The organism is Thermoplasma volcanium GSS1 (assembly GCF_000011185.1).
Taxonomy (GTDB): domain Archaea; phylum Thermoplasmatota; class Thermoplasmata; order Thermoplasmatales; family Thermoplasmataceae; genus Thermoplasma; species Thermoplasma volcanium.
Genome location: NC_002689.2, coordinates 1,343,233 through 1,367,996, shown reverse-complemented (window position 1 = coordinate 1,367,996; position 24,764 = coordinate 1,343,233). Strand labels below are relative to the sequence as shown.

At 41.3% G+C, this 24,764-nt stretch carries 23 protein-coding genes and 1 tRNA gene; 18 read left to right on the top strand and 6 right to left on the bottom strand.

What is annotated here, in order from left to right:
- Window positions 1-111 precede the first annotated feature (111 nt).
- The 3 genes from TVG_RS06960 to TVG_RS06950 all read left to right on the top strand — a co-directional run bounded on the left by TVG_RS06960 (window position 112) and on the right by TVG_RS06950 (window position 4,197).
- A complete protein-coding gene (locus TVG_RS06960) occupies window positions 112-2,403 on the top strand; it encodes a glycoside hydrolase family 31 protein (protein ID WP_010917560.1) in 2,292 nt (763 codons plus the stop codon).
- Between the two features lie 73 nt (window positions 2,404-2,476).
- The gene (locus TVG_RS06955) at window positions 2,477-2,677 is read left to right on the top strand and encodes a DUF3311 domain-containing protein (protein ID WP_010917559.1); all 201 of its coding nucleotides are present in this window, start codon (window positions 2,477-2,479) and stop codon (window positions 2,675-2,677) included.
- Window positions 2,674-4,197: a sodium:solute symporter family protein gene (locus tag TVG_RS06950; RefSeq protein ID WP_010917558.1), complete on the top strand. Its 1,524-nt coding sequence runs from the start codon at window positions 2,674-2,676 to the stop codon at window positions 4,195-4,197. Before TVG_RS06955 ends, TVG_RS06950 begins: the two co-directional genes overlap by 4 nt.
- A gap of 13 nt (window positions 4,198-4,210) precedes the next feature.
- Here TVG_RS06950 and TVG_RS06945 read toward each other — a convergent pair whose 3' ends face one another.
- Entirely contained in the window at window positions 4,211-6,562 is a 2,352-nt protein-coding gene (locus TVG_RS06945; RefSeq protein WP_010917557.1) for a M1 family metallopeptidase, read from the bottom strand.
- Between the two features lie 109 nt (window positions 6,563-6,671).
- Here TVG_RS06945 and TVG_RS06940 point away from each other — a divergent pair, with 109 nt between their 5' ends.
- The 4 genes from TVG_RS06940 (at window position 6,672) to TVG_RS06925 (ending at window position 8,926) form a co-directional block, all read left to right on the top strand.
- Entirely contained in the window at window positions 6,672-7,757 is a 1,086-nt protein-coding gene (locus tag TVG_RS06940; RefSeq protein ID WP_010917556.1) for an L-threonylcarbamoyladenylate synthase, read from the top strand.
- 25 nt (window positions 7,758-7,782) lie between these two features.
- Window positions 7,783-8,253 carry a 5-(carboxyamino)imidazole ribonucleotide mutase gene (gene purE / locus TVG_RS06935; protein WP_010917555.1) on the top strand — a complete coding sequence of 157 codons (471 nt, stop codon included), beginning with the start codon at window positions 7,783-7,785 and terminating at the stop codon, window positions 8,251-8,253.
- Window positions 8,254-8,264: 11 nt separating this feature from the next.
- A complete protein-coding gene (locus TVG_RS06930) occupies window positions 8,265-8,558 on the top strand; it encodes a DUF357 domain-containing protein (RefSeq protein ID WP_010917554.1) in 294 nt (97 codons plus the stop codon).
- Window positions 8,559-8,626: 68 nt separating this feature from the next.
- Entirely contained in the window at window positions 8,627-8,926 is a 300-nt protein-coding gene (locus tag TVG_RS06925; RefSeq protein WP_010917553.1) for a hypothetical protein, read from the top strand.
- Window positions 8,927-9,037: 111 nt separating this feature from the next.
- Here TVG_RS06925 and TVG_RS06920 read toward each other — a convergent pair whose 3' ends face one another.
- The 3 genes from TVG_RS06920 to hemE all read right to left on the bottom strand — a co-directional run bounded on the left by TVG_RS06920 (window position 9,038) and on the right by hemE (window position 11,980).
- Window positions 9,038-9,985, bottom strand: coding sequence for a diacylglycerol/polyprenol kinase family protein (locus tag TVG_RS06920; RefSeq protein WP_010917552.1), 948 nt, complete (start codon window positions 9,983-9,985; stop codon window positions 9,038-9,040).
- A gap of 85 nt (window positions 9,986-10,070) precedes the next feature.
- Window positions 10,071-10,985 (bottom strand): ferrochelatase, encoded by a 915-nt coding sequence (gene hemH, locus TVG_RS06915; protein ID WP_010917551.1) that lies wholly within the window; start codon window positions 10,983-10,985, stop codon window positions 10,071-10,073.
- Window positions 10,982-11,980: a uroporphyrinogen decarboxylase gene (gene hemE, locus TVG_RS06910; RefSeq protein ID WP_010917550.1), complete on the bottom strand. Its 999-nt coding sequence runs from the start codon at window positions 11,978-11,980 to the stop codon at window positions 10,982-10,984. The genes hemH and hemE overlap by 4 nt, the downstream gene beginning before the upstream one ends.
- A gap of 83 nt (window positions 11,981-12,063) precedes the next feature.
- Here hemE and TVG_RS06905 point away from each other — a divergent pair, with 83 nt between their 5' ends.
- From TVG_RS06905 to TVG_RS06855, 11 genes are all read left to right on the top strand, one after another.
- The gene (locus tag TVG_RS06905) at window positions 12,064-12,948 is read left to right on the top strand and encodes a phosphoribosylaminoimidazolesuccinocarboxamide synthase (protein WP_010917549.1); all 885 of its coding nucleotides are present in this window, start codon (window positions 12,064-12,066) and stop codon (window positions 12,946-12,948) included.
- 130 nt (window positions 12,949-13,078) lie between these two features.
- The gene (locus tag TVG_RS06900) at window positions 13,079-14,497 is read left to right on the top strand and encodes a membrane protein (RefSeq protein ID WP_010917548.1); all 1,419 of its coding nucleotides are present in this window, start codon (window positions 13,079-13,081) and stop codon (window positions 14,495-14,497) included.
- A gap of 39 nt (window positions 14,498-14,536) precedes the next feature.
- Window positions 14,537-14,821, top strand: a complete 285-nt coding sequence (locus tag TVG_RS06895) for a hypothetical protein (protein WP_010917547.1) — start codon at window positions 14,537-14,539, stop codon at window positions 14,819-14,821.
- Window positions 14,822-14,874: 53 nt separating this feature from the next.
- Complete coding sequence (locus TVG_RS06890; RefSeq protein ID WP_010917546.1) at window positions 14,875-15,387, top strand: deoxycytidylate deaminase; 513 nt, start codon at window positions 14,875-14,877, stop codon at window positions 15,385-15,387.
- A 98-nt stretch (window positions 15,388-15,485) separates the two neighbouring features.
- Window positions 15,486-16,127, top strand: coding sequence for a triose-phosphate isomerase (locus TVG_RS06885; RefSeq protein ID WP_010917545.1), 642 nt, complete (start codon window positions 15,486-15,488; stop codon window positions 16,125-16,127).
- A 15-nt stretch (window positions 16,128-16,142) separates the two neighbouring features.
- On the top strand, window positions 16,143-16,838 hold the full coding sequence (locus tag TVG_RS06880; protein ID WP_010917544.1) for a hypothetical protein: 696 nt from the start codon (window positions 16,143-16,145) through the stop codon (window positions 16,836-16,838).
- A gap of 63 nt (window positions 16,839-16,901) precedes the next feature.
- A tRNA-Gly gene (locus tag TVG_RS06875) sits at window positions 16,902-16,974 on the top strand.
- A 206-nt stretch (window positions 16,975-17,180) separates the two neighbouring features.
- On the top strand, window positions 17,181-17,996 hold the full coding sequence (locus tag TVG_RS06870; protein WP_010917543.1) for an N-acyl homoserine lactonase family protein: 816 nt from the start codon (window positions 17,181-17,183) through the stop codon (window positions 17,994-17,996).
- 5 nt (window positions 17,997-18,001) lie between these two features.
- Complete coding sequence (locus tag TVG_RS06865) at window positions 18,002-19,303, top strand: hydroxyacid-oxoacid transhydrogenase (protein WP_010917542.1); 1,302 nt, start codon at window positions 18,002-18,004, stop codon at window positions 19,301-19,303.
- Window positions 19,300-20,610 (top strand): aldehyde dehydrogenase family protein, encoded by a 1,311-nt coding sequence (locus TVG_RS06860; protein ID WP_010917541.1) that lies wholly within the window; start codon window positions 19,300-19,302, stop codon window positions 20,608-20,610. The genes TVG_RS06865 and TVG_RS06860 overlap by 4 nt, the downstream gene beginning before the upstream one ends.
- Window positions 20,611-20,947: 337 nt before the next feature.
- Complete coding sequence (locus TVG_RS06855) at window positions 20,948-22,930, top strand: threonine--tRNA ligase (RefSeq protein WP_010917540.1); 1,983 nt, start codon at window positions 20,948-20,950, stop codon at window positions 22,928-22,930.
- Here TVG_RS06855 and TVG_RS06850 read toward each other — a convergent pair.
- Both TVG_RS06850 and TVG_RS06845 read right to left on the bottom strand, forming a co-directional pair.
- Window positions 22,918-23,967: an electron transfer flavoprotein subunit alpha/FixB family protein gene (locus tag TVG_RS06850; protein ID WP_010917539.1), complete on the bottom strand. Its 1,050-nt coding sequence runs from the start codon at window positions 23,965-23,967 to the stop codon at window positions 22,918-22,920. The two genes, TVG_RS06855 and TVG_RS06850, sit on opposite strands and share 13 nt — an antisense overlap.
- On the bottom strand, window positions 23,964-24,761 hold the full coding sequence (locus TVG_RS06845; RefSeq protein ID WP_241760277.1) for an electron transfer flavoprotein subunit beta/FixA family protein: 798 nt from the start codon (window positions 24,759-24,761) through the stop codon (window positions 23,964-23,966). Before TVG_RS06845 ends, TVG_RS06850 begins: the two co-directional genes overlap by 4 nt.
- Window positions 24,762-24,764: the final 3 nt, after the last annotated feature.

Genomic DNA, 24,764 nt, shown 5'->3' with positions numbered 1-24,764 from the left:
TTTTATTAGTTTATTGAGAATTTACTGGTGCCTAAGATTAACATCAAAATAAATACCGTTAAGATTGGTAAAAAATTTAATATTTTACTATTGTTTACTCAACAGATATATATGCAACTTCTCGAAGAAATTGATGGGTTCTTAAAAACATTTGGAGACGGAATGCTGAAGGATAGGATTAGCTATTCCCTTACTAGAGATAGATACGACTCTATTTATTATAAAAAATTAAATATGAAAAAAATAGGTCGATTTCTATCTGCAGAAAAATCGAATAAATATGTATACTTCCACTTTGAAAATTATGACCTTAAGGTAGAGGCAAGGGGCGACGGCGTCTTTAAGTTTTCCTGGACAGACGGCCCGAAACTTCCCGTGGAGAACATAGAATTTGATGATCTGCAGCTGCACGATAATACGGTGTCTGTAGGAAATTATTCCATCTCACTTGATGAGAATGGATTGTATCTGAAAGATCAAGACGGAAAGTTGATTTATCAGGGGTATATTCCAGATTTCAACGAAGTCCTGTCTCAGAGCCTGAGAATATTCGGTGACGATCTATTTTCTGGCCTAGGCGAGAAGGCTGGACCAATAAACCTAAGAGGTCACGTTTATAGACTCTGGAACCACGATGCAAAAGGATCATACGGGCCAGATTCTGATCCATTATACCTAAATATACCCGTTCTGCTCCACTTGCATGATGATGTTTCGTACCTAATCTTTTTCGAGAATGCAGGAGATGCAACCGTAGATATAGGGTTCTCAAGAGAAGATAAAGTGACGTTTTATTTCAAATCGAAGCCCATGGTATATTATGTTATAACAGGGGATATAAAATCGATATATTCTAAGTTCTCAGAAATCACTGGAAAACCGTACAGGCCGCCATACTGGGCTTTCGGGTTTCAGCAGTCAAGGTATAGCTATATGAGCTCTGCAGAGGTAAGGTCTATAGTAGATAGGTTTAATGAGCTTGGTATACCCCTGTCTGCAATATATTTGGACATAGATTACATGGATGAATTCAAGGTTTTCACCTTTAATTCCGATAGATTCTGGGACGTGAAAGATCTAACGAAATACTTGGGAGAAAGGGGAGTCCGTCTGATAACGATAATGGAACCAAACGTCAAGATGGAACCAGGATACACAATATATGACGAAGCTGTTAAAAATGGTTATTTCATAAAATACCCTGACGGAAATATATTCTATGCACCCGTTTGGCCGTTGATGGCAGCTTTTCCTGATTTTTCTCGCAATGATGTAAGGGAGTGGTGGGGAAAAAAATACGACTTCATGAAAAAGAACGGTGTATCCGGATTTTGGCACGACATGAACGAGCCTGCCATATTCGTGGCCTGGGGTGACAACAGTATGGCACTATCAGCGGCGCAATCTAATGGCTCTCACAGCGAAGTCCATAATCTCTTCGGTTACTATATGGATAAGGCCGCGTATGACCACTTATCCAAAACGGAAAGACCATTCATACTTTCACGATCCGGTTGGGCTGGAATAAGCAGGTACGCATGGATTTGGACCGGTGATACTGAAACCAGCTGGAAAGAGATGAAGCAAAACCTGCTTACTATACTTCACATGTCAGCTTCTGGAATTTCACTAACTGGCTGCGATATTGGTGGTTTTGTTGGATCTCCTGACGCTGAACTATTTATTAGATGGCTGCAGTCAGCGATTTTTTACCCGTTATTCCGCGTTCATTCCAATAAAAAGTCAAAGAGGAGAGAACCGTGGGAGTTTGGAGAAAAGTACTTGGGAATAATCAGAGACATAATTAAACTTAGGCACTCATTCCTCCCCCAGATATACAGTGAGGCTATATCTTCATCCATTACTGGGATACCTATGATCAGACCAGTATACTGGTATAGTAGCAATCCGGATATGCTTCTTGTCGATGATGAATATCTCTTTGGCGATTCCATACTTGTAGCACCTATTTTTTCAGAGCATTCAACTTCGAGGATAGTTAAGCTTCCACCCGGATTATGGTATAACCTATACAGTGATGAAAAGGTATTTGGTGAAATTAAGGTAGAAGCGCCTCTTAACATGATACCTATATACATTAGATCCGGATCAATAATAGCAAGGGATGAGGGGAAATTAATCCTGCACGTATTCCATTCCGAAGAGGGAGAATCTGCAAAAATTTACATAGATGCTGGAGGAGAAGACTCAGAACTCGATATTTCTGTATCAAAAGACGGAAAAATAAATATACATCGTGGAAGTAGCATCAAAGCGGTTACAATTAAATTCCACGGAGTTTACGTTAAGGGCATTACTATAAACGGAAATACTAAGTACATAGAAGATAACTTATTCGAAATAGAAGAAGGGGTAAATGAGTTGCAATTAATTTTTCAATAAAACCTTTATAGTATAAATAATGTATTAAATTGATTTAAAAAAATTTAAATATTGCCCAGATCATTAGCTATCAATGAACACTAAAGACATTATTGTCGGGATATTGCTGATCATCCCGTTTGTCGCATATTTTGCGATACCTACATACAATAGGGTGAATCCAGCAATAGGTGGTCTCTCATTTTTCTATTGGTACCAGACGCTTTGGCTTGCTATATCTGCACTTCTCTTTGGCATAGCTGCTTACATAATAGATAAAGGGGTGAAGGAGTGATCGATACAGTTGAAATTTCAGTGTTCCTGGTTTTCTTTATTGTCTTCATAGCGATTGGGTTTCTCGCAAAGAATTTCAGGAAGGGAAATCTGAATCAGCTGCCTGAGTGGGCACTCGGCGGCAGGCGACTTGGCACTTTTCTGGTGTGGTTCCTTGTGGGAGCTGATCTGTATACAGCTTATACTTTCATTGCTGTGCCGTCTTCAATGTACTCGGTTGGAAGTGTCTATTTCTTCGCAGTACCTTATGTGTCTTTGGCTTTCGCGATAGCCATGCTCACAATGCCGAAACTGTGGGCAATAGCGAAGGAAAAAGGCTATGTGACTGCAGGAGATTTCGTAAAAGACAGGTTCAATAGCGAATCGCTGGCAATAGTTATAGCACTAACAGGAATCGTTGCTGAGCTACCTTATATAGCCCTGCAAATAGTCGGTATGAGAGCCATACTTACTGCTCTACTTCATCCTGTCGGCGGCAACGTCACTTTGATCAGTAACATAGCACTGGTGCTGGCTTTTCTTGCGCTTATAGCATTCACCTATACAAGTGGTCTTCGAGGTGCGTCTTTGACAGCTGTGATGAAAGACATAATAATATTTACCACAGTGATAGTCGTGATTGTGGTAGCTCTCGTAGCCTACCACAGTGCTTTTACAACTGCATTTACTGTAAAGCCGGTATACGCTGATCTGCCTCCTAAATTGTACAACGCTTACTGGTCTCTGTTTCTGATGAGTGCAGCTGCCCTTTACCTTTACCCGCATGCAATAAATGGAAGCTTAAGTTCAATGTCAGCCAAAAAACTCAGGCTAAGCACCGCGCTTTTGCCAATATACGGGATAGGACTGGCATTCCTGGCGTTGTTTGGTGTCATCGTATACGGAATACCTGCAGCTGAATCTGCTCTCAAAATATATCCGTCTTCCATCCAGGGTGCCTTGGTTGTGCCAACAATAATAGCAAGTGTAACACCGCAGTGGTTTACTGGTTTTGCATTCCTTGGCATATTCATAGGCGGGCTTGTTCCGGCCGCTATAATGTCTATGTCGCAGGCAACACTACTAACAAGGAATGTTATAAGATATGTAAATCGAAACTTAGAGGAGAAAAGGGAGACGTTTATAGCCAAACTGTCCATGGTATTTTTCCAGCTTCTCGCACTTGGCTTCGTCTTCATAGTGCCTGAAACATACGCTATCAGTTTGCAGCTTATAGGCGGCATAATAATACTGCAGACTCTCCCGGCAGTATTCCTTGGTATGTATGTAAAGCACCTTGAAAAATACGCTATTGCAGCTGGATGGCTAGCGGGAATAGCATCCGGTGTCTACTTCGAAATATACTCAAATTTTGTATACTTGCATTATTCAATTATTAAGACGACCCTCATGCCATCTGCTTTCGGTTTAATATTTGTCGGTTTAACTGCACTAGTTATAAACCTTGTAGTTGTAGTGATTGGAACCGCAATAGTCTATGCGATGCATAAACAGCCAAATATATCTAAAGAAAAAGCATAATTTTTTAATATTTTCATAATTTATTATATAACTTTCTTATTATTTCAAGAGTTTCGAGCCCTTTATCTATTCCAACATTGTAGCTTGGGCTTCTGATCTGGCTGGCTTTAGCTTTGATTTCTTCATACTTTTCGAGACCTATATACGGAATGGAACCCTCAAGTATCCTACTTGTGTAACCTGTTCCTTCGAACGCATGTTCCATCAGCGAGACGATTTTGTCAATATTTTGGAAGAAGAAATCTCTTCCTGACGGATTTGTAACCACGAAAGAAAATACATATAGCATGTCTTGTTTTTTAATGGTGCCGTTGTCGATAAGACTGAATATTGTGGAGAGCTGGTCCTTGCTGCACCAACCCATGGCAGCTATCACTCTTACCCTTATTTCATCGTCTGTATACTTGTTTGCAGCGTCAATGAGTTCATTTAGGCCATCTGTTCTCGCTTTAGCTACTGCTTTTGCCAAGGCAAGATCGGGATCCTCACTCAGGCTGGCGAACTGCGGAGAAAGCTCCTTTGCAAAATCCTCATCCACAGTTACGAGGTCCTGGTAAACTATACCCCTTAGCTTAGAGATCTTGTCGTCTTCACCTTTCTTTTTCGTTCCAAGTCTCTGAACTTGATTCCTAAGATAGTCCTTGGCAAGCTGATAAACCACTTGAGAGGATGGTTTTATCAGATATAGGGAGGTAAGCTGAGAAGCTATTTCTTCAACAACCAGGTGATCTTCATCATTTAGGAAGTTCTTTATCCTTTCCACATATTCGTTGACTGAGAGCCTGCCGGATACTAAGAAAGCATACATATCGTTTAAGAGGCCCCATTTGTCGAGATTTGAGAATTTGTCTAAGCTACTTATAACCGTGTTGAAAGTATCATTGTCATACATAACCCTGTAGAAGCCGCTGTTGTTTGCGTTTAGTTTGAGCATTTCGTCTATGTACACTTCATCCTCCATTAGCATAGATACCTTGCCTTTTTTTGTTATTATGGTGAGCGGTATTGGCCACTCCGTGTTTCCACTTGTCCCGTCCAGGTAAAACTGTTCCTGCGTTAGCCTTATCCTATTACCGTCTTTGTTTACCTTTAATACTGGATAGCCTGCCTTTGTTATCCATGCCTCCATTATCCTGTTCACTGGTTTTCCTGATTCTGTTTCTATTGCATTCCATAGATCAGAGCCTTCTGCGTTTCCATATGCATGTTCTTTTAGGTATTTCGATATGCCCTTCCTGAAGTCTTCAGCACCAACATAGTCTTCTATCATCCTGAGTATTGACGCACCCTTTCCATAGCTTATCTCATCAAATATCTGCGATATCTCATCAGGATCCTTTACATCAACCTCTATAGGGTGCGTATTCTTGAGAGAATCTGAGCGAAGTGCGCCGCCAGTCTCGCTCTTTATGAAATCGGAAAATACGTCCCACTGTTTGCTGAACGAATCGACCGTCTTATAACTCATGAATGTTGCAAAACTCTCATTCAGCCACAGATCGTTCCACCACTTCATTGTGACGAGATCTCCGAACCACTGGTGGGCTATTTCGTGGGCAATGGTTATGGCTGCATTTTGCTTCATAAGGGATCCAGAATCTTCAGTCGCCATAAGTGCGATCTCTCTAAATGTTATTGCACCCCAGTTCTCCATTGCACCTGCTCCGAATTCCGGAACTGATATCAGGTGCATCTTTGGCAGTGCATAGGGTATTCCGAAGTAACCTTCGTAGAACTCTATTGACCTTTTAGCTATATCGATTGGATACTTCGACTTAATGTCCTTAAGGGATGCAAGTATTATCTCCCTGTCCTTGTAACGTTCTGATGCATACTTGAACTTTCCAACACCTATGTACAGCAGATAGGTTGACATCCTTGGAGTCTTCTCAAACTCCACTATCTTCCTGTCAGATGTCTCTACCTTCTTTACAGGCATGTTCGATATTGCATCGTAGTCTTTGTCTATTACAAGAGTTATTGAGAAGACTGCCTTGTAGGCAGGATGATCAATACAGGGAAAAGCCATCCTAGCGCCTGTTGATTCGAACTGTGTAGTTATCATGGTACCTTCTCTTGTCTTCGAAAGGTATAATCCCATTAGTGTGTCGCTTACCTTTGCATGAAAGTCGATATCTACTACATCTCCACTCTTAATTCTGCTTTCTATTCTGAGCGCCTTGTCGTTAACATCAAAATCAACGGCTGACCCATTCAATTTGACGCTATCTATGGATAACCTGACAGAGTCAAGTACGAGTTCGTTTGCTTCACCAGAAAGTTTTATTTTTTCTTTCCCACGATAGGTGAACTCACTGAGGTCAAAATCGAAGGTCAAATCATATTCTTCTATACTGAAATCCATATTTTTTGATTACCTGCAATTATAAAAATGTTAGTTAGCTCATAGGCTTTCGCTGGCGCAATAGATCGCTCAAATAACCGATATATATGAACGATAAATATCGGAGCATATGACAAGGGTAATCCACATTGACCGAAACTCTTATTCCAAGGATGATCTGTACTATGCTGTTGAAGCTCTAAAGCATGGGGGCACGGTCGTATTTCCTACCGAAACAGTTTACGGCCTAGGTGCAAATGCGATGAATGATGAGGCTTGTAAAAAAATTTTTATTGCAAAGGGTAGGCCGTCTGATAACCCTTTGATAGTTCACATTTCAGATATGGATCAGTTGGAAAATTTCTCAAAAAATGTTAAAGAAGAGTATAAAGCTATTTTAAAAGAGCTTTGGCCAGGCCCACTTACCGTAGTTGTCGAGAAAGCCAACGGTATTCCGGATACGGTGACGGCGAAGCTTCCTACTGTCGCAATAAGGATGCCCGATGATAGTATAGCTAGGAACCTAATCGATATGGCCGGTCCTATAGCAGCTCCTTCTGCCAATATATCGACAAAACCTAGTATAACTGATTCGAAGGATGCCATAAGATTTCTTGATGGCAGGGTCGATGTTATTATAGATGCCGGAAAAGTCAAATTCGGAATAGAATCCACAATAATAGATCTAACGCAGGATCCTGTAAGGTTGCTTAGGCCAGGGGCATTTTCTGTAGAAGATCTAGAACCTTTATTTGGTAAAATAACAGTTGATAAGGTTGCGCTGGGCAAGGCAGAGGCAAAGGTTGCTATAACACCCGGCATGAAGTATAGGCACTATTCCCCTAACAAGAAGATATTTCTGTGTAAAGATAGGGAAGTTGTTGAATCTCTTAAAGAAGAGCTACCAAACAATGGTGTATTGATGTGTACAGAAGAGGTATCTCAAGGGATAAGCACGAATAAGATTATAGTAGGCAGAGATTCCGACCTCTATTCAGTTGCGCACAACCTATTCTCGAGCTTTATCGAATTAGACGATAGTAGCTACAATTACGGCGTCATTATCCCATTTGAAGAGAAAGGTATAGGCCTTGCAATAATGAATAGGATAAGGAAAGCTTCAACCGCAGTCATCAGCTCATCAGAAGAGTTAAAAGAATATCTCGATGAGTATGGTATCAGCGATAATACTAAAGAGATTAAGGACAAAACTTAACTAGTGGTTGAGAGATTTGCGATTCATGCCAAAGGTTGCAGTAATCATGGGGAGTTCAAGCGATTACGAAGTAATGAAAGCCGCCATAGATACACTCAACGAGTTCGGTGTAGATGTAATCTCGAAAGTGGTCTCTGCACATAGGACTCCAGAGTTTATGATGCAGTTTGCAAAGGAGGCAGCTTCCTCTGGAATAGAAGCTATAATAGCTGGAGCAGGCGGAGCTGCACACCTGCCTGGCATGGTTGCTGCGATGACTCCATTGCCGGTGATTGGAGTGCCAGTTCCTACGAAAAACCTAGGAGGGATGGATTCCCTGCTATCAATAGTGCAAATGCCTTCTGGTGTGCCAGTAGCTACTGTTGCTATTGGCAATTCGAAGAATGCAGCTCTGTTGGCAATTCGAATACTGTCAATAAAATATCCCGATCTTATGGCCAAAATGTCTGAATTTATGGAATCTGAAAAACAGCGGGTTCTTCAAGAAAAGATCTGAGGGTGTTTCCCTTGATTGAAGATGAACTTATTGCAAAGGTAAAACATTATATAGAGGTTGAAGAAGCTGCTCTCTCAAAACTCAGTATAGCTGTTCCGGAAAGGTCTTTTCTAAGGAAATTCGCAGAAGATAGCTTTAAAATGATTAAGAGCTATTTCGAAGATGCCAAGTTTTTTTATGCAAAGGGAGATATCATAAACGCCTTCGCATCCCTTAATTATTCCTATGGATGGATTGATAGCGGGGTTCGCTTGGGAATATTTGACGGCATGAGGGACCAAAAGCTCTTTACCTTATACGAATGAAATCGATGTTCAATATCCGCCTCATAAAAAAGTATAAATACAGTATAAAATTAGGAATATAAAGCAACATGAAAAGACAACAGTTTGAAAAGAGAGGATTCTCTGATAGGGGGGAGTTCCAGAAAAGAGAAAAGAAATTGGATATGAGTAGAAGCGAAGAGTTTGGATACATGCTCGGCAAAACGGTCGAGGGCCTTCCAGACAGTGTCAGGGGGGCTATAAGAGGCACCATCTATTCGTTGGCATCCAAAAAAGGGATAAAGGAAGCAAAGGAGTTTATTGGTAGAAAGTACCAAGAAGGCGTAATAGACTACGATACGCAGAAAAAACTGATAAATCTCATATACGATTATAGCAAATATAGGTAGTCGCCTTTTATCATCAATTTTTTGAGATTCCTTTTAACTGAAGATAAAGATATTATTGTTTGGCTTAACATAAATCCCATTTTATTTTGTAGCGGATAGAGATCGATGCTGTCATAACATTTTTGATACATAAGCTAAAATTGAAAGGATGAACGGGACAGTGAGATTATCGTCCAAAGGAAATCCAGAAACTGCCTCAGTAATGGTTGCTACAGCAGCGTAGAAGAGGCCGGCATAACCTAGGACAAAGATGGCAAAGGCTGCGGAAGCAGCAAAGAAAGCGATCGATCCAGCAGCACTCTTTTTTCTGTTTATAGGAAGCTTTGGGCTCGATACTGAAGTCCCTATTATTGTTGCCAGAGAATCTCCTACAGCTATGGAGAATACTATCATCATCACAACAGCTGTGCTGTCGTGAAGACTATATGCTATGAGTATGCCTGATGCGAACCAGAGCGATCCGATCCCCAGTTTTGTACTGCTCCTTTCAAGGCTATTAAGGAGCTTTCCAAGCAAGAGATCCGGTCGCCCTGCAAGAAAATTTCCTGTAACGTATAAAACGAGAGAACCGAATGTGACAAGTATTCGCGATACGTCTATTCCGTAATAATATATCAGAAGAATTATAACTGCACCTGCAAGTATTTGAACGTAGTCCCTTCTGATCTCCTTTTTCCTATCCGTTCCCCTGTTCATCTCGTTTTGCTTTACGTATTCCTTTTCCCTGCTATCAAAAACCATTACAACGATCATGCCTGCTGAGATCGCGATGTCTGTGGATTTCCATGGGTAGTTTATCCCATAAACTATATAGATAAGGAATACAGACACGAATAGCAAAAGGAATGGATAATAGAACTTCTTGCTGTATAGGTAAGTACCTGATATTATTGAAAAAACGTATATTGGCACTATAAGCATGGAGTGAAAAAATATCACAAGTATTGGAAGTATTATTAAAGAAACTTCATACTTTTTAAGGAAGTTTTGCTTATCCTCGATCAGTGATATGAGTGCAGCGGTAATCCCAACACCTGCCTCTATCACTGCACCTATCATAATGAAGTTATACCCACGGATTTAAAATATATTTCGTCTATTTCAAATTCGTCAGTTGTCAAATATATGATCCAAATCGTGCTATTTAAATGAAGTTTTCACTCTTTTCTTTTCCGTTTCCAATTAATTCCCCGCTAAGGTGAGTTATAGATGATGAAACTATCCTCTCGAGCAGAGTTATGAAGATAGCTGAATCGTTTGGCATTGGCACTCTTTCATAAGAATAGCCGTCTTCCTCGATCTTTTTCCTGAATTCATAATCCAGATCGTATAGAATCTCTAAGTGGTCGTAGAGGAAGGATATGGGAACAGCAATTATCTTCTTCTCCTTGGCCTTTCTGTAGACGTTGTATATACTCGGGCCTAGCCATCCTTCATGGCCTCCCTGAAATCCAAAGTCAGAAGAGCGAAGGCCCATTATCTGGGTTATCTTGTACGTCGAGTACCTGAGCCAGAAGAGATAATCCTCTTCGTTTTCAGGATGCGGGAGACTATGTGCATCGAAGAGATAGAATGAATCACCTTTTTCTTTCTCTTCTATTAGATGTATCCACATTGGGATGAAGAGATCGTAATTGCTTATGCCGTTAACAAACTCCATCTTAGTTCGTATGTCATTTTTCTCAAGTGCTTCGGCAAGGGGCTTATAATAACTCGCTTTTACATTTTCTGAAAAAAAGGAAAAAAGTGGGATAGAAACTATGTTGTCGTAACCTTTCAGATCTGGAACAACCTCTCCGATGGAGGGATACCAATGCTTGAAGGCTGTGAATACATCCACATCCCCGCTTTGATCGAACCTTTTCTGAAGCCTATCCCTAATGCTCTGAATTATCCTGTTTGACGGTGAGAGTCCGCCGAACATTTCGTATTTCCTGTAATTCTCTTCTGCAACGCCCTTTGGAACAGGCTTTCCTCCGAAAATTTTTGAAAGGTATTCATCAATATCTGACATTTTCTCAGGGCTTCCGTAGGAGAGAAGCAGAACTGCTGTTTTCATAGATTCACGCTGTGGACGTATTTTACAATTTCTATTAACCTTTTTGGATCTGTATCAGGCAGTATGCCGTGCCCTGTATTGAATATGTATCTATTATTTCCTTTCACGGCATTTATTATATGTTCGGATTCTGCAAATGCATAATCATAGTTGACTATAAATGGATCTAGATTCCCTTGGAGCCCATAGTCGCCTGATTCTTTTACTACTTTATCCATTTCTACTCTCCAGTCAACTGAAATGAAATCGGAAATGATGCCGGATTGAAATACGAAAGAGGATGTCATTGTACTGAAATATATGGTCGGTACCTTCCCTGCGATTTCACTTAGTATGTCGTTTATGTATGGAACGGCGAATTCTTTATACTGGCGTGGGGAAAGATATCCTGCCCAGCTGTCGAACAATTGAAAGGCATCCACGCCCTTTTTAATTTGCAGCTTTGCGTACTTTACGGAGGCATCTGTAAGCAAGGTTGATATTTCTTTGTATTTTGAGGGATCTGTAAGCATAAGCCGCTTCGTCTTGGCCAAATCTTTGTCAAAAGATCCGGCTATAAGATAAGAGAGAAGTGTAACTGGAGACCCACAGAAACCAATCAAAGGTTCTCTGTACATCTCTCTGTACATAGATATTGCTTTCAATACAGGATGATTAAAACTTGCTTCATCGAATTCATTAATTCCGGAAAACCCGTTATCGCTTAAATTGTTCAGCACAATAGGGCCTACATTATCTTCGAACCTAACCTTGAAACCAAGACCTGGTAGAGGTGTAGTTATATCAGCAAAGATTATAGCAGCATCCACTCCGATCATATCTACAGGAGAGTGTGTAATTTTAACTATAACATCGGCGTCTGTCATCATGCCTTCCAGCCCAAGTTTTTTTCTATAATCTTTGTAAACATTCAAATACCTACCAGCCTGTCTCATGAACCATACTGGAATATAATCGTGGTCGAGCCCATGAAGAGCCTTTAAAAAGGCATTCATTGGTCACATGAGTAGTATGTAGTATAAAGTCTTAAACCCAAAACAACTGCTAAGCTTATTATTCTCGGCGATAATATGCCAATATGAAGTTACTTACTACAGGAAAAGTAAAGGATGTGTACGATGACGGTGACACGCTTGTATTCAAATTTTCAAACAGGATATCTGTATTCGATAAGATTATACCAAACGAAATAGACAACAAGGGAGAATCACTTTGCAGGACTTCTGCATTCTGGTTTCAGCTCATAGAATCTTATGGAATGAAGTCCCACTTCATCGAATTGATCGATAATAGGACAATGCGCGTTCGGAAGTTTGCGGTCCCGAATAAAGTTAGCTTAGGATCAAGCAATTACGTAATTCCCCTTGAGTTTATAACAAGGTACTATGTAGCCGGCTCTCTTTATGATAGAATAAAGGAGGGCAAAGTTAAGCCAATGGACATAGGCCTAAAGCATGTACCTGAATACGGTGAAAAATTAATAGATCCTATATTCGAGGCTACAACCAAGAGGGAAGAGACCGATCGATTGCTCACAAAAAAGGAAGCTATGGAAATAGGCGGCTTAACTTTAGAAGATTACTGCGAAATAATGGAGGCAGTGTTCAAGATAGATCGAAGAATTGATATGGAAGTATCAAAAAGAGGACTCATACATGCAGATGGAAAGAAAGAAATAGCTCTAGACCGAGAAAGAAGGATAGTTGTAGTTGACACCTTTGGCACAGCAGATGAAGACAGGTTCTGGGACGAGAAAGAATATGATAACGGCAGGGTGGTTGAGCTCAGCAAGGAAATGGTAAGGCAGTACTATAGATCTATAGGGTACCACGATAAACTATACTATGCCAGGGAGAATGGGCTACCAGAACCAGATATACCCGCACTCTCCGATGATATGGTATCGAAAGTGTCCGATCTATACAGAATGATGTTTGAAAAGATAACTGGCCAAAAATGGTAGAGCAAAGAATATTATTTTATCTGTATGAATATAAGGAAATCCTTTTCTATGCGCAAAATGCAAAAGATTTGCACATAATTTGCAAATAATTTTGAAAAATTCACTTGTACTAAGTCTATAATAAGCATATATGGATACTCTAAAGGTAGCTCTTGGCGTAGCCATAGCACTTGTAATAGTTTTTGCAGGTGCTTTTGGCTATTCCTACTATCAGAACTCTAAGACTTCGTCTGCGTACAGCACAGCGCAGGCGAATGCGCAAGATTACAAACCAAATGCCGTGCTTGGAGATGCTTTTGAACATTGGAACAACATTGCAATAGAAAATACCACACTTGTCTCTTCGCAGTATTTGTCTAACGCTACTCTACAGTGGATAGGCGGTCCGCTAAGCGGCACGTATACTGGGCTGTCTGCTATAGATTCAACTTGGAATAAGTTCTTTGGCCTATGGTCTGCAGTATGGCTCTATACCTCTAACCCGCCAGTAGTAACAACGAGTGGCGATACCGCACAGGTCACTGCACCAGTGCAATTTATTGTAACACCATTTAACGTTAACAACACGGTTGAGTACATTAATGTGTCATATACTCTTGACTTCATGAAATCAGGCGGGCAGTTCTACATTACCCATGAGGTATGGCACATAACAGGTGCGGGCATTTTAGCAAGTGTACCATCAGCAGTTCTCACACAAGAGGTAGAAGCACAGGCAATGGAACACTGGGACTACATAGCCATAGAAAACACAAGCCTCCTTCAGCCTGAGTACGCGTCTAACGCCACATTAGACTGGATCGGCGGCCCACTTACTGGAACGTATTCAGGGGTATCAAGCATAATAGGTACATGGGGCAAATTCTTTGGCCTATGGTCCGCCGTCTGGTTCTATACTGTGACGCCGCCATCTGTTTCTGTTATTGGAAAAACAGCTACGGTCACATCAATGAATCAGTTTATAGTTACGCCTACATCTGCGAATAATACGGTAGAATACCTGAATATTAGCTATACGCTCAACTATTACAAGGAAATGGGCCAATACAAAATCGTTGGCGAGACTTGGCACATCGTAGGTACAGGATACATATCAACCAATGAAAATCAGGATATGTACAATCAGGTGCTTGCACTTGCATTCAGCCACTGGAACAATATAGCAATTGAAAACTTAACGTCCGTGATGGAACAGTATAACGACAGCGCGACGCTCTATTGGGTGAACAGCACGCTCAATGGAACTTACCAGGGATATTCTAACATAAGCGCAGTCTGGAACAAATTCTTCAAGGCTTGGATTGCAGTATGGTTCTATGCCGAGGAGCCACCGACTGTAGCTATGAAGGGAGACATGGCATACGTTAATGCAACAGTACAATTTGTAGTGCAGAAGAACGCGACAACCTTCGACTACATCAACGTTTCATACCAAATCGTATATCAGAATATGGGATTCAACGTAAAGACCGGGCAATTCCAGTTCGAGATAGTTAGTGAAGTCTTCAACGTGCTGGGCGGAGCTCCTGGCCCACTGAACAAGGTGTAATTAAATAAATTTTTATATTTTTTATGATTGGTGAAAACGATGGGCATATTCTGGCTAACTAACATAATAATAATACTTATCGAAGCTGCTCTTCTTGCAACTATAATAGCTTTCTATGTTAAGACTATAATTGCTGTTAAGTCGAAATTCCTCTTGCCCATCGTGTTATTTTCCACCTTATTTTTATTGCAGTCCATTTTGTCCGTTTATTACTACTATAACTTTTCACACTTTGTTGGGGCATCAGTTTCTGTACCGTTAATACTGATCAATTCAATTGGGTTAGCGTCATTCATAGTTCTTTTTGTTTCCTTAAGGCAGTAATTTTTTTCTATTTTTGTAGAAAACATTTATATCTAAATGATGGCTGTGAGAATGTGGAGCTTGTAAAGAGACCATCTTGGGACGAATACTTTATGAGGATGGCTTATTTAGCTGCATCTAGGACTAACTGCATAAGGCGCAAGGTTGGTGCCGTTATAGTCAAGGACAAGAACGTGCTCGCCACAGGGTACAATGGCCCACCCTCAGGGACAGCGCACTGCGACGTAGTCGGCTGTATAAGGGAAGACCTAAAGATACCATCGGGAGAGCGCCATGAACTCTGCCGCGGCCTGCATGCCGAACAGAACGCAATAATTCAAGCAGCTGTTCACGGTGTGAGTATAAAGGATTCAACAATTTATGTTACTACCCACCCGTGTGTAGTGTGCTCTAAAATGATCATGAACGCACAAATAAAGGAAATTGTCTACGCAGAAGGATATCCCGACGAACTTGCTGAACTTATGCTCCTAGAAAGCAACGTTAAAGTAAGGCGATTCTCTTTGCCTGAAAAAGAGGTAAGGGCAATGATAGGGGACTTTTACTACCTTGAGGGCGAGGACTAATGATATTCAGCGCGATTCATTGATGGATGATATTATTTTAGTTTATCCTCTACGCAGGAATCAGAAAAATGTTTGAAATACGTCGACATACGTTTTCAATGTTTACTGTAATAGTTAATTTGAAAAATTATGCAGAAGCTAATGGGAAGAATTTTGTAGAATTTGTTTCCAAACTGCCAAAATACGACAGTGTCCGTTTGATAATTGCACCTGCTATTTTAGATCTGCATAATGCGCATGAATTTAGGAATGTTGAGTTTTTTTCGCAGCACGTGGATGATGTGGGATATGGTCCGTACACAGGCCACATAGCTATAGAATCGCTTATGAATTACGGTATAATAGGTTCCTTGCTTAATCATTCAGAGAGGCGATTGGGTGAGGACAAGATCATTTCAACGGTAAAGAAAGCGCAGATGCTAGGGTTTGAAATAGCCCTTTGCGTTGAGTCAATGGAAGAAGCAAAAAGGTATTCTGCACTTAAGCCGTCGTTCATAGCCTATGAACCTAAAGAGTTAATTGGCGGAAACGTGTCCGTATCGACTGCAAAGCCTGAAATAATAAGTGAAATCGTTGATATATGCGGTACAGAAGGAGTTCCAGTGCTTGTCGGTGCAGGGATAAAAAACAGGCAGGACGTAAGGAAATCGCTGGATCTAGGGGCACAAGGAATACTCGTATCTTCTGGCGTAGTCAAGAGTCCAGATCCAGTAAGATCGTTAAATTCATTAATAAAGTAAAAATAGGGTTGCCAAATGCCCAAGGATACAGAAGAGCCATTGGTCAAAGTTCCAGAATTCGACGAAAAGCAATTCCTATTTGATGAGAAGGAACGGGCAAAATCCATAGTAATGATATTTATAATTGGGGCAGTAATAGGTATATTGTCCGGTTATCTTCAACTCATCGGTTATTGGTATTTTTCTGTGCTTCTGCTTCTAATTGTTCTTGTGTTTTCGGAATACATACTCAAGGGCCTTGGGGTAAAGGTGTCGAAGAAAACAACACATAGGATCCTTTTCATAGGCGAACTTTTTTTGACGTGGATAGTTTTCTGGATATTAGTGCTTAATCCTCCTTTCAGCCATGTTTCTGGTCCTGAAATATCCAACATCCAAATGTTCAGCAATGGCGGCTGGACTTCGGTGCCTTTCTCAAACGGCGTATACAATATAGCAGTACCAAATGATAGTTTTCGAGTTTACGTATTTGCTTATTCAGGCGTAAATTTTACTAAAGTAGTCGAATATGAAGCTGGAGGCCCTCCATCAATTATATCTTCACATCTAAGCGGCAACTATCTTTACTTCAACCTTACCAATTTGAACTATGATTCAACTTACTACGTTAGTGTGTATGCGTCCACATATGTCAACGGCGCTAACTTAACCTCTGAAATGACGTACCACATGTATGCAAGTATCACGCAAAACGCTCCGACTATTGGGTAGGGCATTCCTTAAACCATTAATAATCCAATAAATTTTATATCTCGTGCAATGATACAGGTGGGAGCAGGTGTGGTGTAGCCTGGTAGCACGAGAGCCTTCCAAGCTTTCGACTCGGGTCCAAATCCCGACACCTGCATGAGATTAACGCATTATTCTAAGAGGAAGTTCTAGTTTGTATATTTTATTTAGTCTCAAAATTCAAAATAATAAATGGAAGATGATCCTATGGATACGATTATGCAATGATTTTTACGGGGATACTGTGATTTCGCGATGTTCCAGTGGTATTATTGTAATATATAAATCCATAAAGCTAAAATATGCTTTTTCGTTATTTCAGATATGCCTGCTAGCAAGATATACTTGTTGGATTACGGTTGGCTCGGAGGCGACATAGGTTGGTTTTTGCCAGGGCAGCTGGGCGGTGCTATGACAAACAGTGAAAGGAACCCTAGGCGTGACTGGGTTGAGATACCGATCACCGGCGCACTCATCGATCATCCTGATGCTAGAATACTTTTCGATACTGGCATAGCCCCAGATGCTATGAAAACACATGAAAGAGGACTCATGGAGGCTTTTCCAATAACAAAGATGGATGATCAAAACCATATAGAGAACCAGCTTAAGCTTATCGGCCTAAAACCAGAAGACATTGATTTCGTTGTCATTTCACATCTCCATCTTGATCATATTGGCCAAGCAGCTGTCTTTAAGGACTCGCATGTGCCCATAATAGTACAAAAAAAGGAACTTGAAAGTGCTCTTTCATTGATTTGGCAGGGAAAGAGTGGTGCATATGATTACTCAGACCTTTTACCTTTGAAAGGTGCCGCGTGGATGCCCTTAGACGATCCTGTCTTCGAGATAGTCGATGGTGTTTATGCTGAGTTCACAGGAGGGCATACTGCCGGCCATCAAGTTCTCACGGTGAAAACAGAAAAGGGTAGCATGTACACTTTAACGGGCGATTTCCTACATCTCCCCAAAGAGTACGATGTGGAGGCGAAGGGATGGCTTCTATCTAATGCTACGGAATGGAACTCCTATATTAAGAAGATGAAGATACGTGAAAAGGCAAGGAAGCAGAAACTTATAATAAGCCATGATCCAGGAATTTGGGATAAATATCCACATGCACCGAAATTTGTGGAGTGATCTTTATGGAAGGAAACTACCTAATATCGACGAATTTTAACGATACCGCTTTTGTCATAAACGTACCGAAAATAAAGTTTGGGATGAATACTACGAAAGAAGTTGGAAAAGACGCTGTTGGGCTTAAGATCAAAAACGCTTTGGTTGTTGTTGGGCCCAGACTGAAAGACTCAAAGCAATTCCATGATGTGTTGTCATCGCTCTCTGAATCTGGTATTAATTATGCAGTGTTTGATGAGGTTAAAACTGAGCCAGATGACGAAAATCTAACAAAAGGCTATGAGGCCATAAAGGGAAAGAAGATAGATGGCTTAATCTCATTTGGAGGAGGCTCTACAATAGATACCGCTAAGATACTCAATCTGCTCTACAAGTATCCCCGTGATATCAATGACTACATTAACAAGCCTATAGGAAAGGGTATGATTCCAGAGGGGGACCTTCTCCCACATATAGCTATACCTACTACGGCCGGAACTGGGAGCGAGACAACTAACGTTACTATATTTGATGTAGAGCGCTTGCATGTGAAGACAGGGATAAGCAATCCCTTCATAAGGCCAAGCCTAGCCATAATTGATCCTGTTAATACTCTAACCATGCCGCCGAAGGTAACGGCATCGACAGGCCTAGATGTACTTAACCACGCTATAGAATCCTATACCTCACACCCATATACAGCTAGGCCGCCTGTAGCATCACCTGATGAAAGGCCAGTTTACTCTGGAAGTACGCCAATAGGAGATCTCTTTGGGTTGCAGGCCATAGAGTGGGTGCACAAGTATCTAAGAAGGGCCTTTGCAGATCCGCTTGATCTAGAAGCCAGATATTATATGACTATGGGGGCAAGCATAGCGGGAATGGGCTTCGGCCATGTAGGTGTCCATATACCGCATGCGATGGCTTATCCAATTGCCGGAATGATAAAGAAGTGGCATCCAGATGACTACGACTTCGGCTATCCAATATCGCCACATGGAATAAGCACCGCCATACCAGCAGCCTACGTTTTTAGGTACCTATCAAAGTTTGTCCCTGAAAGATTTGCTGATGTTCTCACAGCGCTGGGTTACGATACAGAAGGTATGAGTGCGGAAGACATTGGAGATACCCTGTACGGCTACTACATAGACCTGCTCCATGCCCTAAAGATTCCAGACAATTTATCAGATTTAGACTTTACATCTTCGGACATCGAAAAATTGGTAGATGGAACAATGGCTCAGCAGAGGCTTATAGGCTTATCACCGAAGAAAATTGATAAATCAGATATTGAATTCCTATTCAAGGAAGCGATGGGAAGATGATTAAGACCTTGAATCCATATACGGGAGAGGTCATAGCCAGTTACAATGAGGAAGACAAAGAACAAGTGATTAGGAAAATAAAGGATCTAAGAGAGTACCAGGCTAAGTGGAGAAAGAATATTGGTGAACGCATAGAGGTAATAAAGGCGGCAAAAAAGAATTTTGAAACTCAAATAGACGATCTTTCAAAGCTTATGAGCCTGGAAATGGGAAAACCAATTTCCCAGAGCATCTCCGAGGTAAAGAAATCTATTTGGCTAATGGACTATGTAATTGAGAACGCAGAAAAGTTCCTGGCGATCGAAGATGTAAAGACCGAAGCACGAAAGAGTTATGTGAGATTCGATCCAATTGGAGTTATCCTAATTATAATGCCTTGGAATTTCCCTGTCTGGCAGGTTATGAGGGCTGCAATTCCTGCCTTGGCAGCTGGAAATACAGTCATACTCAAACATGCCTCTATAGTTTCTGGAACAAGCCTTAAAATTCAAGATCTGCTTAATACAGATGCATTTAGATCCGTTATAACGTCTGGTGAAACTGCTTCTTCGGTAATACCAGAAGTAGATGGAGTGTCTTTTACTGGATCTACTTCGACAGGCTCTAGGATAGCAGAGATTGCGGGGAAAAATATAAAGAAGTTTGTTATGGAGCTTGGTGGTTCAGACCCATTTATAGTTTTGGACGATTATAATTTAGAAGATACTGTAAAAAATGCTGTTTTTGGTAGGCTTCAGAATAATGGCCAAAGTTGCATAGCTTCCAAGCGTTTCATAGTAAACAGAAAGATCGGGGAGAAATTTGTGGAAATGCTAAAGGATGAATTTTCAAGGGTAAAAATAGGAGATCCGCTGAACTCTGATACATTCCTAGGGCCGCTCTCTAGCCAGGATCAAAAGGAAACCGTACTAAGGCAGGTATCGGATCTCAAAGGAAAATCGGAATTGGTAATCGGCGGAGATTATCAGGGTAACATAGTAATGCCAACAATAATAAAGACTGACGTAAGGTATAATGAGGAGATCTTTGGGCCCGTAGCGGTTGTAAAATACTTTGACAAACCGGAAGAAGCAGTCGAGATATCCAATGAGACACCGTTCGGTTTAGGGGCTTCGATATGGGGGAATCCTGATGAGGCCGAAAAACTCATCCCAGAAATACAGGCCGGAATGGTGTTTGTCAACAAGATAGTTGCATCGGATCCAAGGCTGCCATTCGGCGGTGTTAAGAAAAGCGGAGTTGGTAGAGAATTGTCCAGATATGGAATGCTAGAGTTTACAAACATAAAGACCGTCTGGATAAATTAATATTTATATATTTTATAACAAATATCTAAATATAAAAGAACTGCTTTTTTAATTCCTGCGGCATTCCTTATTGCCTTATGCATCTTAAGTGATGGACTGTCGGCAGAATATGCGCGTTTTTAACTTTTTTTTACGATACCGGAATTTTCATAGTTATTGCATTTAATTTTGTGTCAATGGTGCTTGCTAAAACAAAATCCTTCACGAAACATAGAAACAAAGGATATGCTGTGGATATAGCTCTATGACACCTATTTTTTGCCCTGTCTTTATGATCTAAATCGAGAATGATTATTTGTAATCTTCATCTTTTTATACCGTTTACATTTACCTAATTATGCCAATTAACGAGATCCGGGTACAGAAAGGACAGAGGTACCGTGATGCCATAAATGATAAGAAGGTAATAGCGGTAAAAAAAGGTGATAAATTTCTCGATCTGGATGAAATTGCGGGAGAAGACGAGGCCGTTCAACCAGTATACCTAGATTCCGAAGATGGCCTCTACATACTAAGGCATTCAGCTGCTCATCTTCTCGCAAATGCTGTTACCAATCTCTTTCCAGAAGCCCTTCCGAACACTGGGCCGGTAGTTGAAAATGGCTTCTACTACGATTTTGATATGAAGCCGATTACCGAAGAAGATTTATCGAAGATAGAAGAAGAGATGAAGAGAATAGTTAAGGAGAATGTCCCAATAAGGAGAATGATATACAGTAAAGATGAATTGCTGAAGATTTTTTCAAAAAATCCATACAAAATAAGGATTATAAATGAAAATGTGGAAGGAAAAAGCTCCGTGTACCAGCAGGGAAACTTTGTAGATCTGTGCCTTGGTCCACATGTGCCATCAACCGGATACATAAAGGCATTTAAGCTGCTCTCAATAGCAAGTGCGGTATACAAGTACGACGAAAGTAAAAACCTTGTTAGAATATACGGAACTGCATTTCCAGACGAAAAATCACTGAGACGCTACCTTGAGAACCTTGAGGAGGCAAAGAAGAGAGATCACAGAAAAATAATAGCTGAGATGGACCTTGCCGTTTTTAACTCTGAATGGGCACCCGGATTTCCTATGTACACGCCGAACGGCCAGATAATTAGGAAAGAACTCATAAAGTACATGGATTACGTAAATGGAAAGAACGGCTGGACTGACGTTTGGACTCCCCATGTGTTTAAAGATACTATATGGAAGCAGTCTGGGCACTATGCAAAGTACAAACCGAACATGTATTTGTTTGTATTGCCGGACGGAGACAGTTATGGCATAAAGCCAATGAACTGCCCGGGCCATATAGCAATATTTGCAAGGAGAAAGTACAGCTACAGAGACCTTCCGGTTAAGTACTCAGAGCCGGGTACTGTTTACAGGTACGAGAAGTCCGGAGAAGTTGGTGGTCTCACCAGGCCTAGGGCATTTACCCAAGATGATGGTCACGAATTCATAAGGATGGATCAAATAGTAGGTGAGATAAAGACTCTGCTTGGCATGGTCAGGGAGACCTTTACTACTGTATTCGGAAACATAGAAATGGCCTTTGATCTAAGCGTAATAGACAAGGAACACCCGGAAAATTATCTTTTAAGTTATGTTTGCAAAGATTGTGGCAATAGAGTCGAGGGTCTGCGCGGTACCGATATAGAATGCCCGGTATGCCATTCACATAATATGGATCCTGATTTTTCTACCTGGGACAACGCTACTGAACAACTTAGGCAGGCAATGGATAGTATGGGAATTACGTATAAGGAATACCCTGGAGAAGCCGCGTTTTACGGCCCAAAAATAGATGTTCATGTTAAAGATGCGCTAGGCCGAATGTGGCAGCTTTCCACAATACAGGTCGATTTCTTTATGCCAATAAATTTTGGTCTTACGTATACCAACAGTGAGGGGAAGGAAGAGAGGGTCGTGATCATACATAGGGCAATATACGGCAGCTATGAACGCTTCATGGCAATACTGCTTGAGCATTTTGCTGGTAAATTGCCGACTTGGCTAACACCGATACAGACCTACGTCATACCTGTGGGCACGGCCAATGCAGAGTATGCCAGGAAAGTTAACAAGAGTCTCCTTGATGCGGGTATAAGGAGTGTAGTTGACGACGGCCCTGATACAGTGAGCAAAAAGATAAAAATGATACATGACCAGCGTCCATCGTACATAGTAGTAGTAGGGGCGAAGGAGGAACAGGATAATACAGTAACGGTGAGAAACAGAGCAGGCAAATCAAAGACCTACGGCATGAACGAGTTCCTTGAAATTATAAAAAATGAAATAGAAAAAAGGTCGGTAGGTCAGGCCTTTTGAACAGGTGCCTGGGCCTTTTTGGAATTCTTTATTGCATCTATTAGGGCAGGAATCACCTTTCTGTAGTCTTCGGTGATTATATAGTCTGAGTATTTCGTGATTTCAGCGTTTGGATCTTTGTTTATGGATACTATAACCTTGGAAAATTTCATTCCGGCTATGTGCTGCGGCTTTCCAGATATGCCTACCGCTATGTATAGGTCAGGCCTCACCGACTGGCCTGTCTGCCCGACCTGGTGATCCCTTGTTATCCAGCCAAGATCAACCGGCGGCCTTGATGAACCTACGGCGCCTCCAATGAGATTCGCAAGTTCCTCAAGCATCTTAAAGCCATCAGGCCCGCCAAGCCCCAGGCCTCCAGCTACGACGATCTTCGCACTAGTAAGGTCTGTTGATTTTCTTGGGATGAATTTGAGTATCTGCTTTCCGAGAAGTTTCTTGTCTACGTCAACTTTCTTTTTAATTACCTCGTATTTATGGTCTTTTTCCTTCTCTGCAGGCGGAAATATGCCCGGCCTCGCAGTAGCCATTTGTGGTCTGTGGTTCCTGCATAGTATCTCTGCTAGAGTACTCTCACCATACGTAGGCCTGTTTGCAAGAAGAGTTCTGTTTTCATCTATATCAAGTACGGTACAGTCTGCTGTTATACCTGTCCTGGACTTAACCGCTATCCTTGAAGCCAAGTCTCTGCCGTTCCTAGTTGCGGCAAGCAGGAATATATTCGGCTTATATTCCTGAATATAGCCGCCGATTATCTCAGCGTAGGGCATAGTCCTATATTCGGCTAGTTCTGGAGATTCAGCAGCCAGCACTATATCACAGCCATATTCTCCAACTTCCTTGGCAATGCCATCTACCTTATCGCCAATAACTACGCAGATAAGCTTTTCGTTTACCTTCCTTGCAAGCTGCTTCCCTATGCCTATCATTTCTATGGAAGGCCTTTTTAATTCGTCTCCCCTATGCTCTATATATACTCCAACATTCTTATATTCGTCCTTGTTTGTTGCAGGTATAGCATTTATGAGTCCAGTCATTGGGAACCACCTGCCTTTATTAGACCCTTGTCAACAAGTTCCTTAACCATATCGCCAAGGTGATCTATATCTATCTTCTTCTTCATATGCTCAATCTCCTTTATTGTCTTCATAGATCTTACTATGGTAGGAGATCCGCGAAGACCAACCCACTCAGGCTTTAAACCGAGCTCATTTACGCCCCAACTTTCAACGCCTTTCCTCAAAGCGTCTATCTTTTTCCTGAGGCTCTGGTGCCTTGGTAAATTTGAATTCAAGAGTACAGTTACCAGTACCGGAGGCTTTACTTTTACAATTTCGTCACCATCTTCAAGTTCACGAGTAGCTACTACATATCCATCTTCGTAGTCTACTGTTTTTGCATATGTAATTTGATCTATACCGAGGAATTCTGCTACCCCGGGACCTACGTGACCTGTACTAGAATCAGTTGTTTCGTCTCCTCCAAATATTATGTCAACGTTCCCTATTTTAGATATCGTTGCCGCAAGCGTTAGGCCTGTCGGATAAGTATCGGCACCAGCAAATGCCCTATCAGTTATGAGTATGCCACGATCTGCGCCCCTAGCCATGCATTCTATTATGGCTGAATCTGCCATCGGTGGCCCCATAGATATTACAGTTATCGTGGCACCCACTTTATCCTTTATCTGTAGGGCGTATTCCAGTGCATTTAAGTCAGAAGCGTTTACTACGTTCCTAGCCTTCGTTCTGTTTAACGTCATCTTCACCGGATCAATTTCAACTTCACTGCTGTCAGGAACTTGCTTAATCATAACCACTATGTTCAACACTCG

Coding starts and splice junctions, on each gene's coding strand:
- TVG_RS06925 (WP_010917553.1), top strand. CDS start 8,627: ATGAAAAGACAACAGTTTGAAAAGAGAGGATTCTCTGATAGGGGGGAG.
- TVG_RS06940 (WP_010917556.1), top strand. CDS start 6,672: ATGACAAGGGTAATCCACATTGACCGAAACTCTTATTCCAAGGATGAT.
- TVG_RS06865 (WP_010917542.1), top strand. CDS start 18,002: ATGGAAGGAAACTACCTAATATCGACGAATTTTAACGATACCGCTTTT.
- TVG_RS06900 (WP_010917548.1), top strand. CDS start 13,079: ATGGATACTCTAAAGGTAGCTCTTGGCGTAGCCATAGCACTTGTAATA.
- TVG_RS06955 (WP_010917559.1), top strand. CDS start 2,477: ATGAACACTAAAGACATTATTGTCGGGATATTGCTGATCATCCCGTTT.
- TVG_RS06860 (WP_010917541.1), top strand. CDS start 19,300: ATGATTAAGACCTTGAATCCATATACGGGAGAGGTCATAGCCAGTTAC.
- TVG_RS06905 (WP_010917549.1), top strand. CDS start 12,064: ATGAAGTTACTTACTACAGGAAAAGTAAAGGATGTGTACGATGACGGT.
- TVG_RS06880 (WP_010917544.1), top strand. CDS start 16,143: ATGCCCAAGGATACAGAAGAGCCATTGGTCAAAGTTCCAGAATTCGAC.
- TVG_RS06960 (WP_010917560.1), top strand. CDS start 112: ATGCAACTTCTCGAAGAAATTGATGGGTTCTTAAAAACATTTGGAGAC.
- purE (WP_010917555.1), top strand. CDS start 7,783: ATGCCAAAGGTTGCAGTAATCATGGGGAGTTCAAGCGATTACGAAGTA.
- TVG_RS06945 (WP_010917557.1), bottom strand. CDS start 6,562: ATGGATTTCAGTATAGAAGAATATGATTTGACCTTCGATTTTGACCTC.
- TVG_RS06850 (WP_010917539.1), bottom strand. CDS start 23,967: ATGACTGGACTCATAAATGCTATACCTGCAACAAACAAGGACGAATAT.
- TVG_RS06895 (WP_010917547.1), top strand. CDS start 14,537: ATGGGCATATTCTGGCTAACTAACATAATAATAATACTTATCGAAGCT.
- hemH (WP_010917551.1), bottom strand. CDS start 10,985: ATGAAAACAGCAGTTCTGCTTCTCTCCTACGGAAGCCCTGAGAAAATG.
- TVG_RS06855 (WP_010917540.1), top strand. CDS start 20,948: ATGCCAATTAACGAGATCCGGGTACAGAAAGGACAGAGGTACCGTGAT.
- TVG_RS06920 (WP_010917552.1), bottom strand. CDS start 9,985: ATGATAGGTGCAGTGATAGAGGCAGGTGTTGGGATTACCGCTGCACTC.
- TVG_RS06885 (WP_010917545.1), top strand. CDS start 15,486: ATGTTTACTGTAATAGTTAATTTGAAAAATTATGCAGAAGCTAATGGG.
- hemE (WP_010917550.1), bottom strand. CDS start 11,980: ATGAATGCCTTTTTAAAGGCTCTTCATGGGCTCGACCACGATTATATT.
- TVG_RS06870 (WP_010917543.1), top strand. CDS start 17,181: ATGCCTGCTAGCAAGATATACTTGTTGGATTACGGTTGGCTCGGAGGC.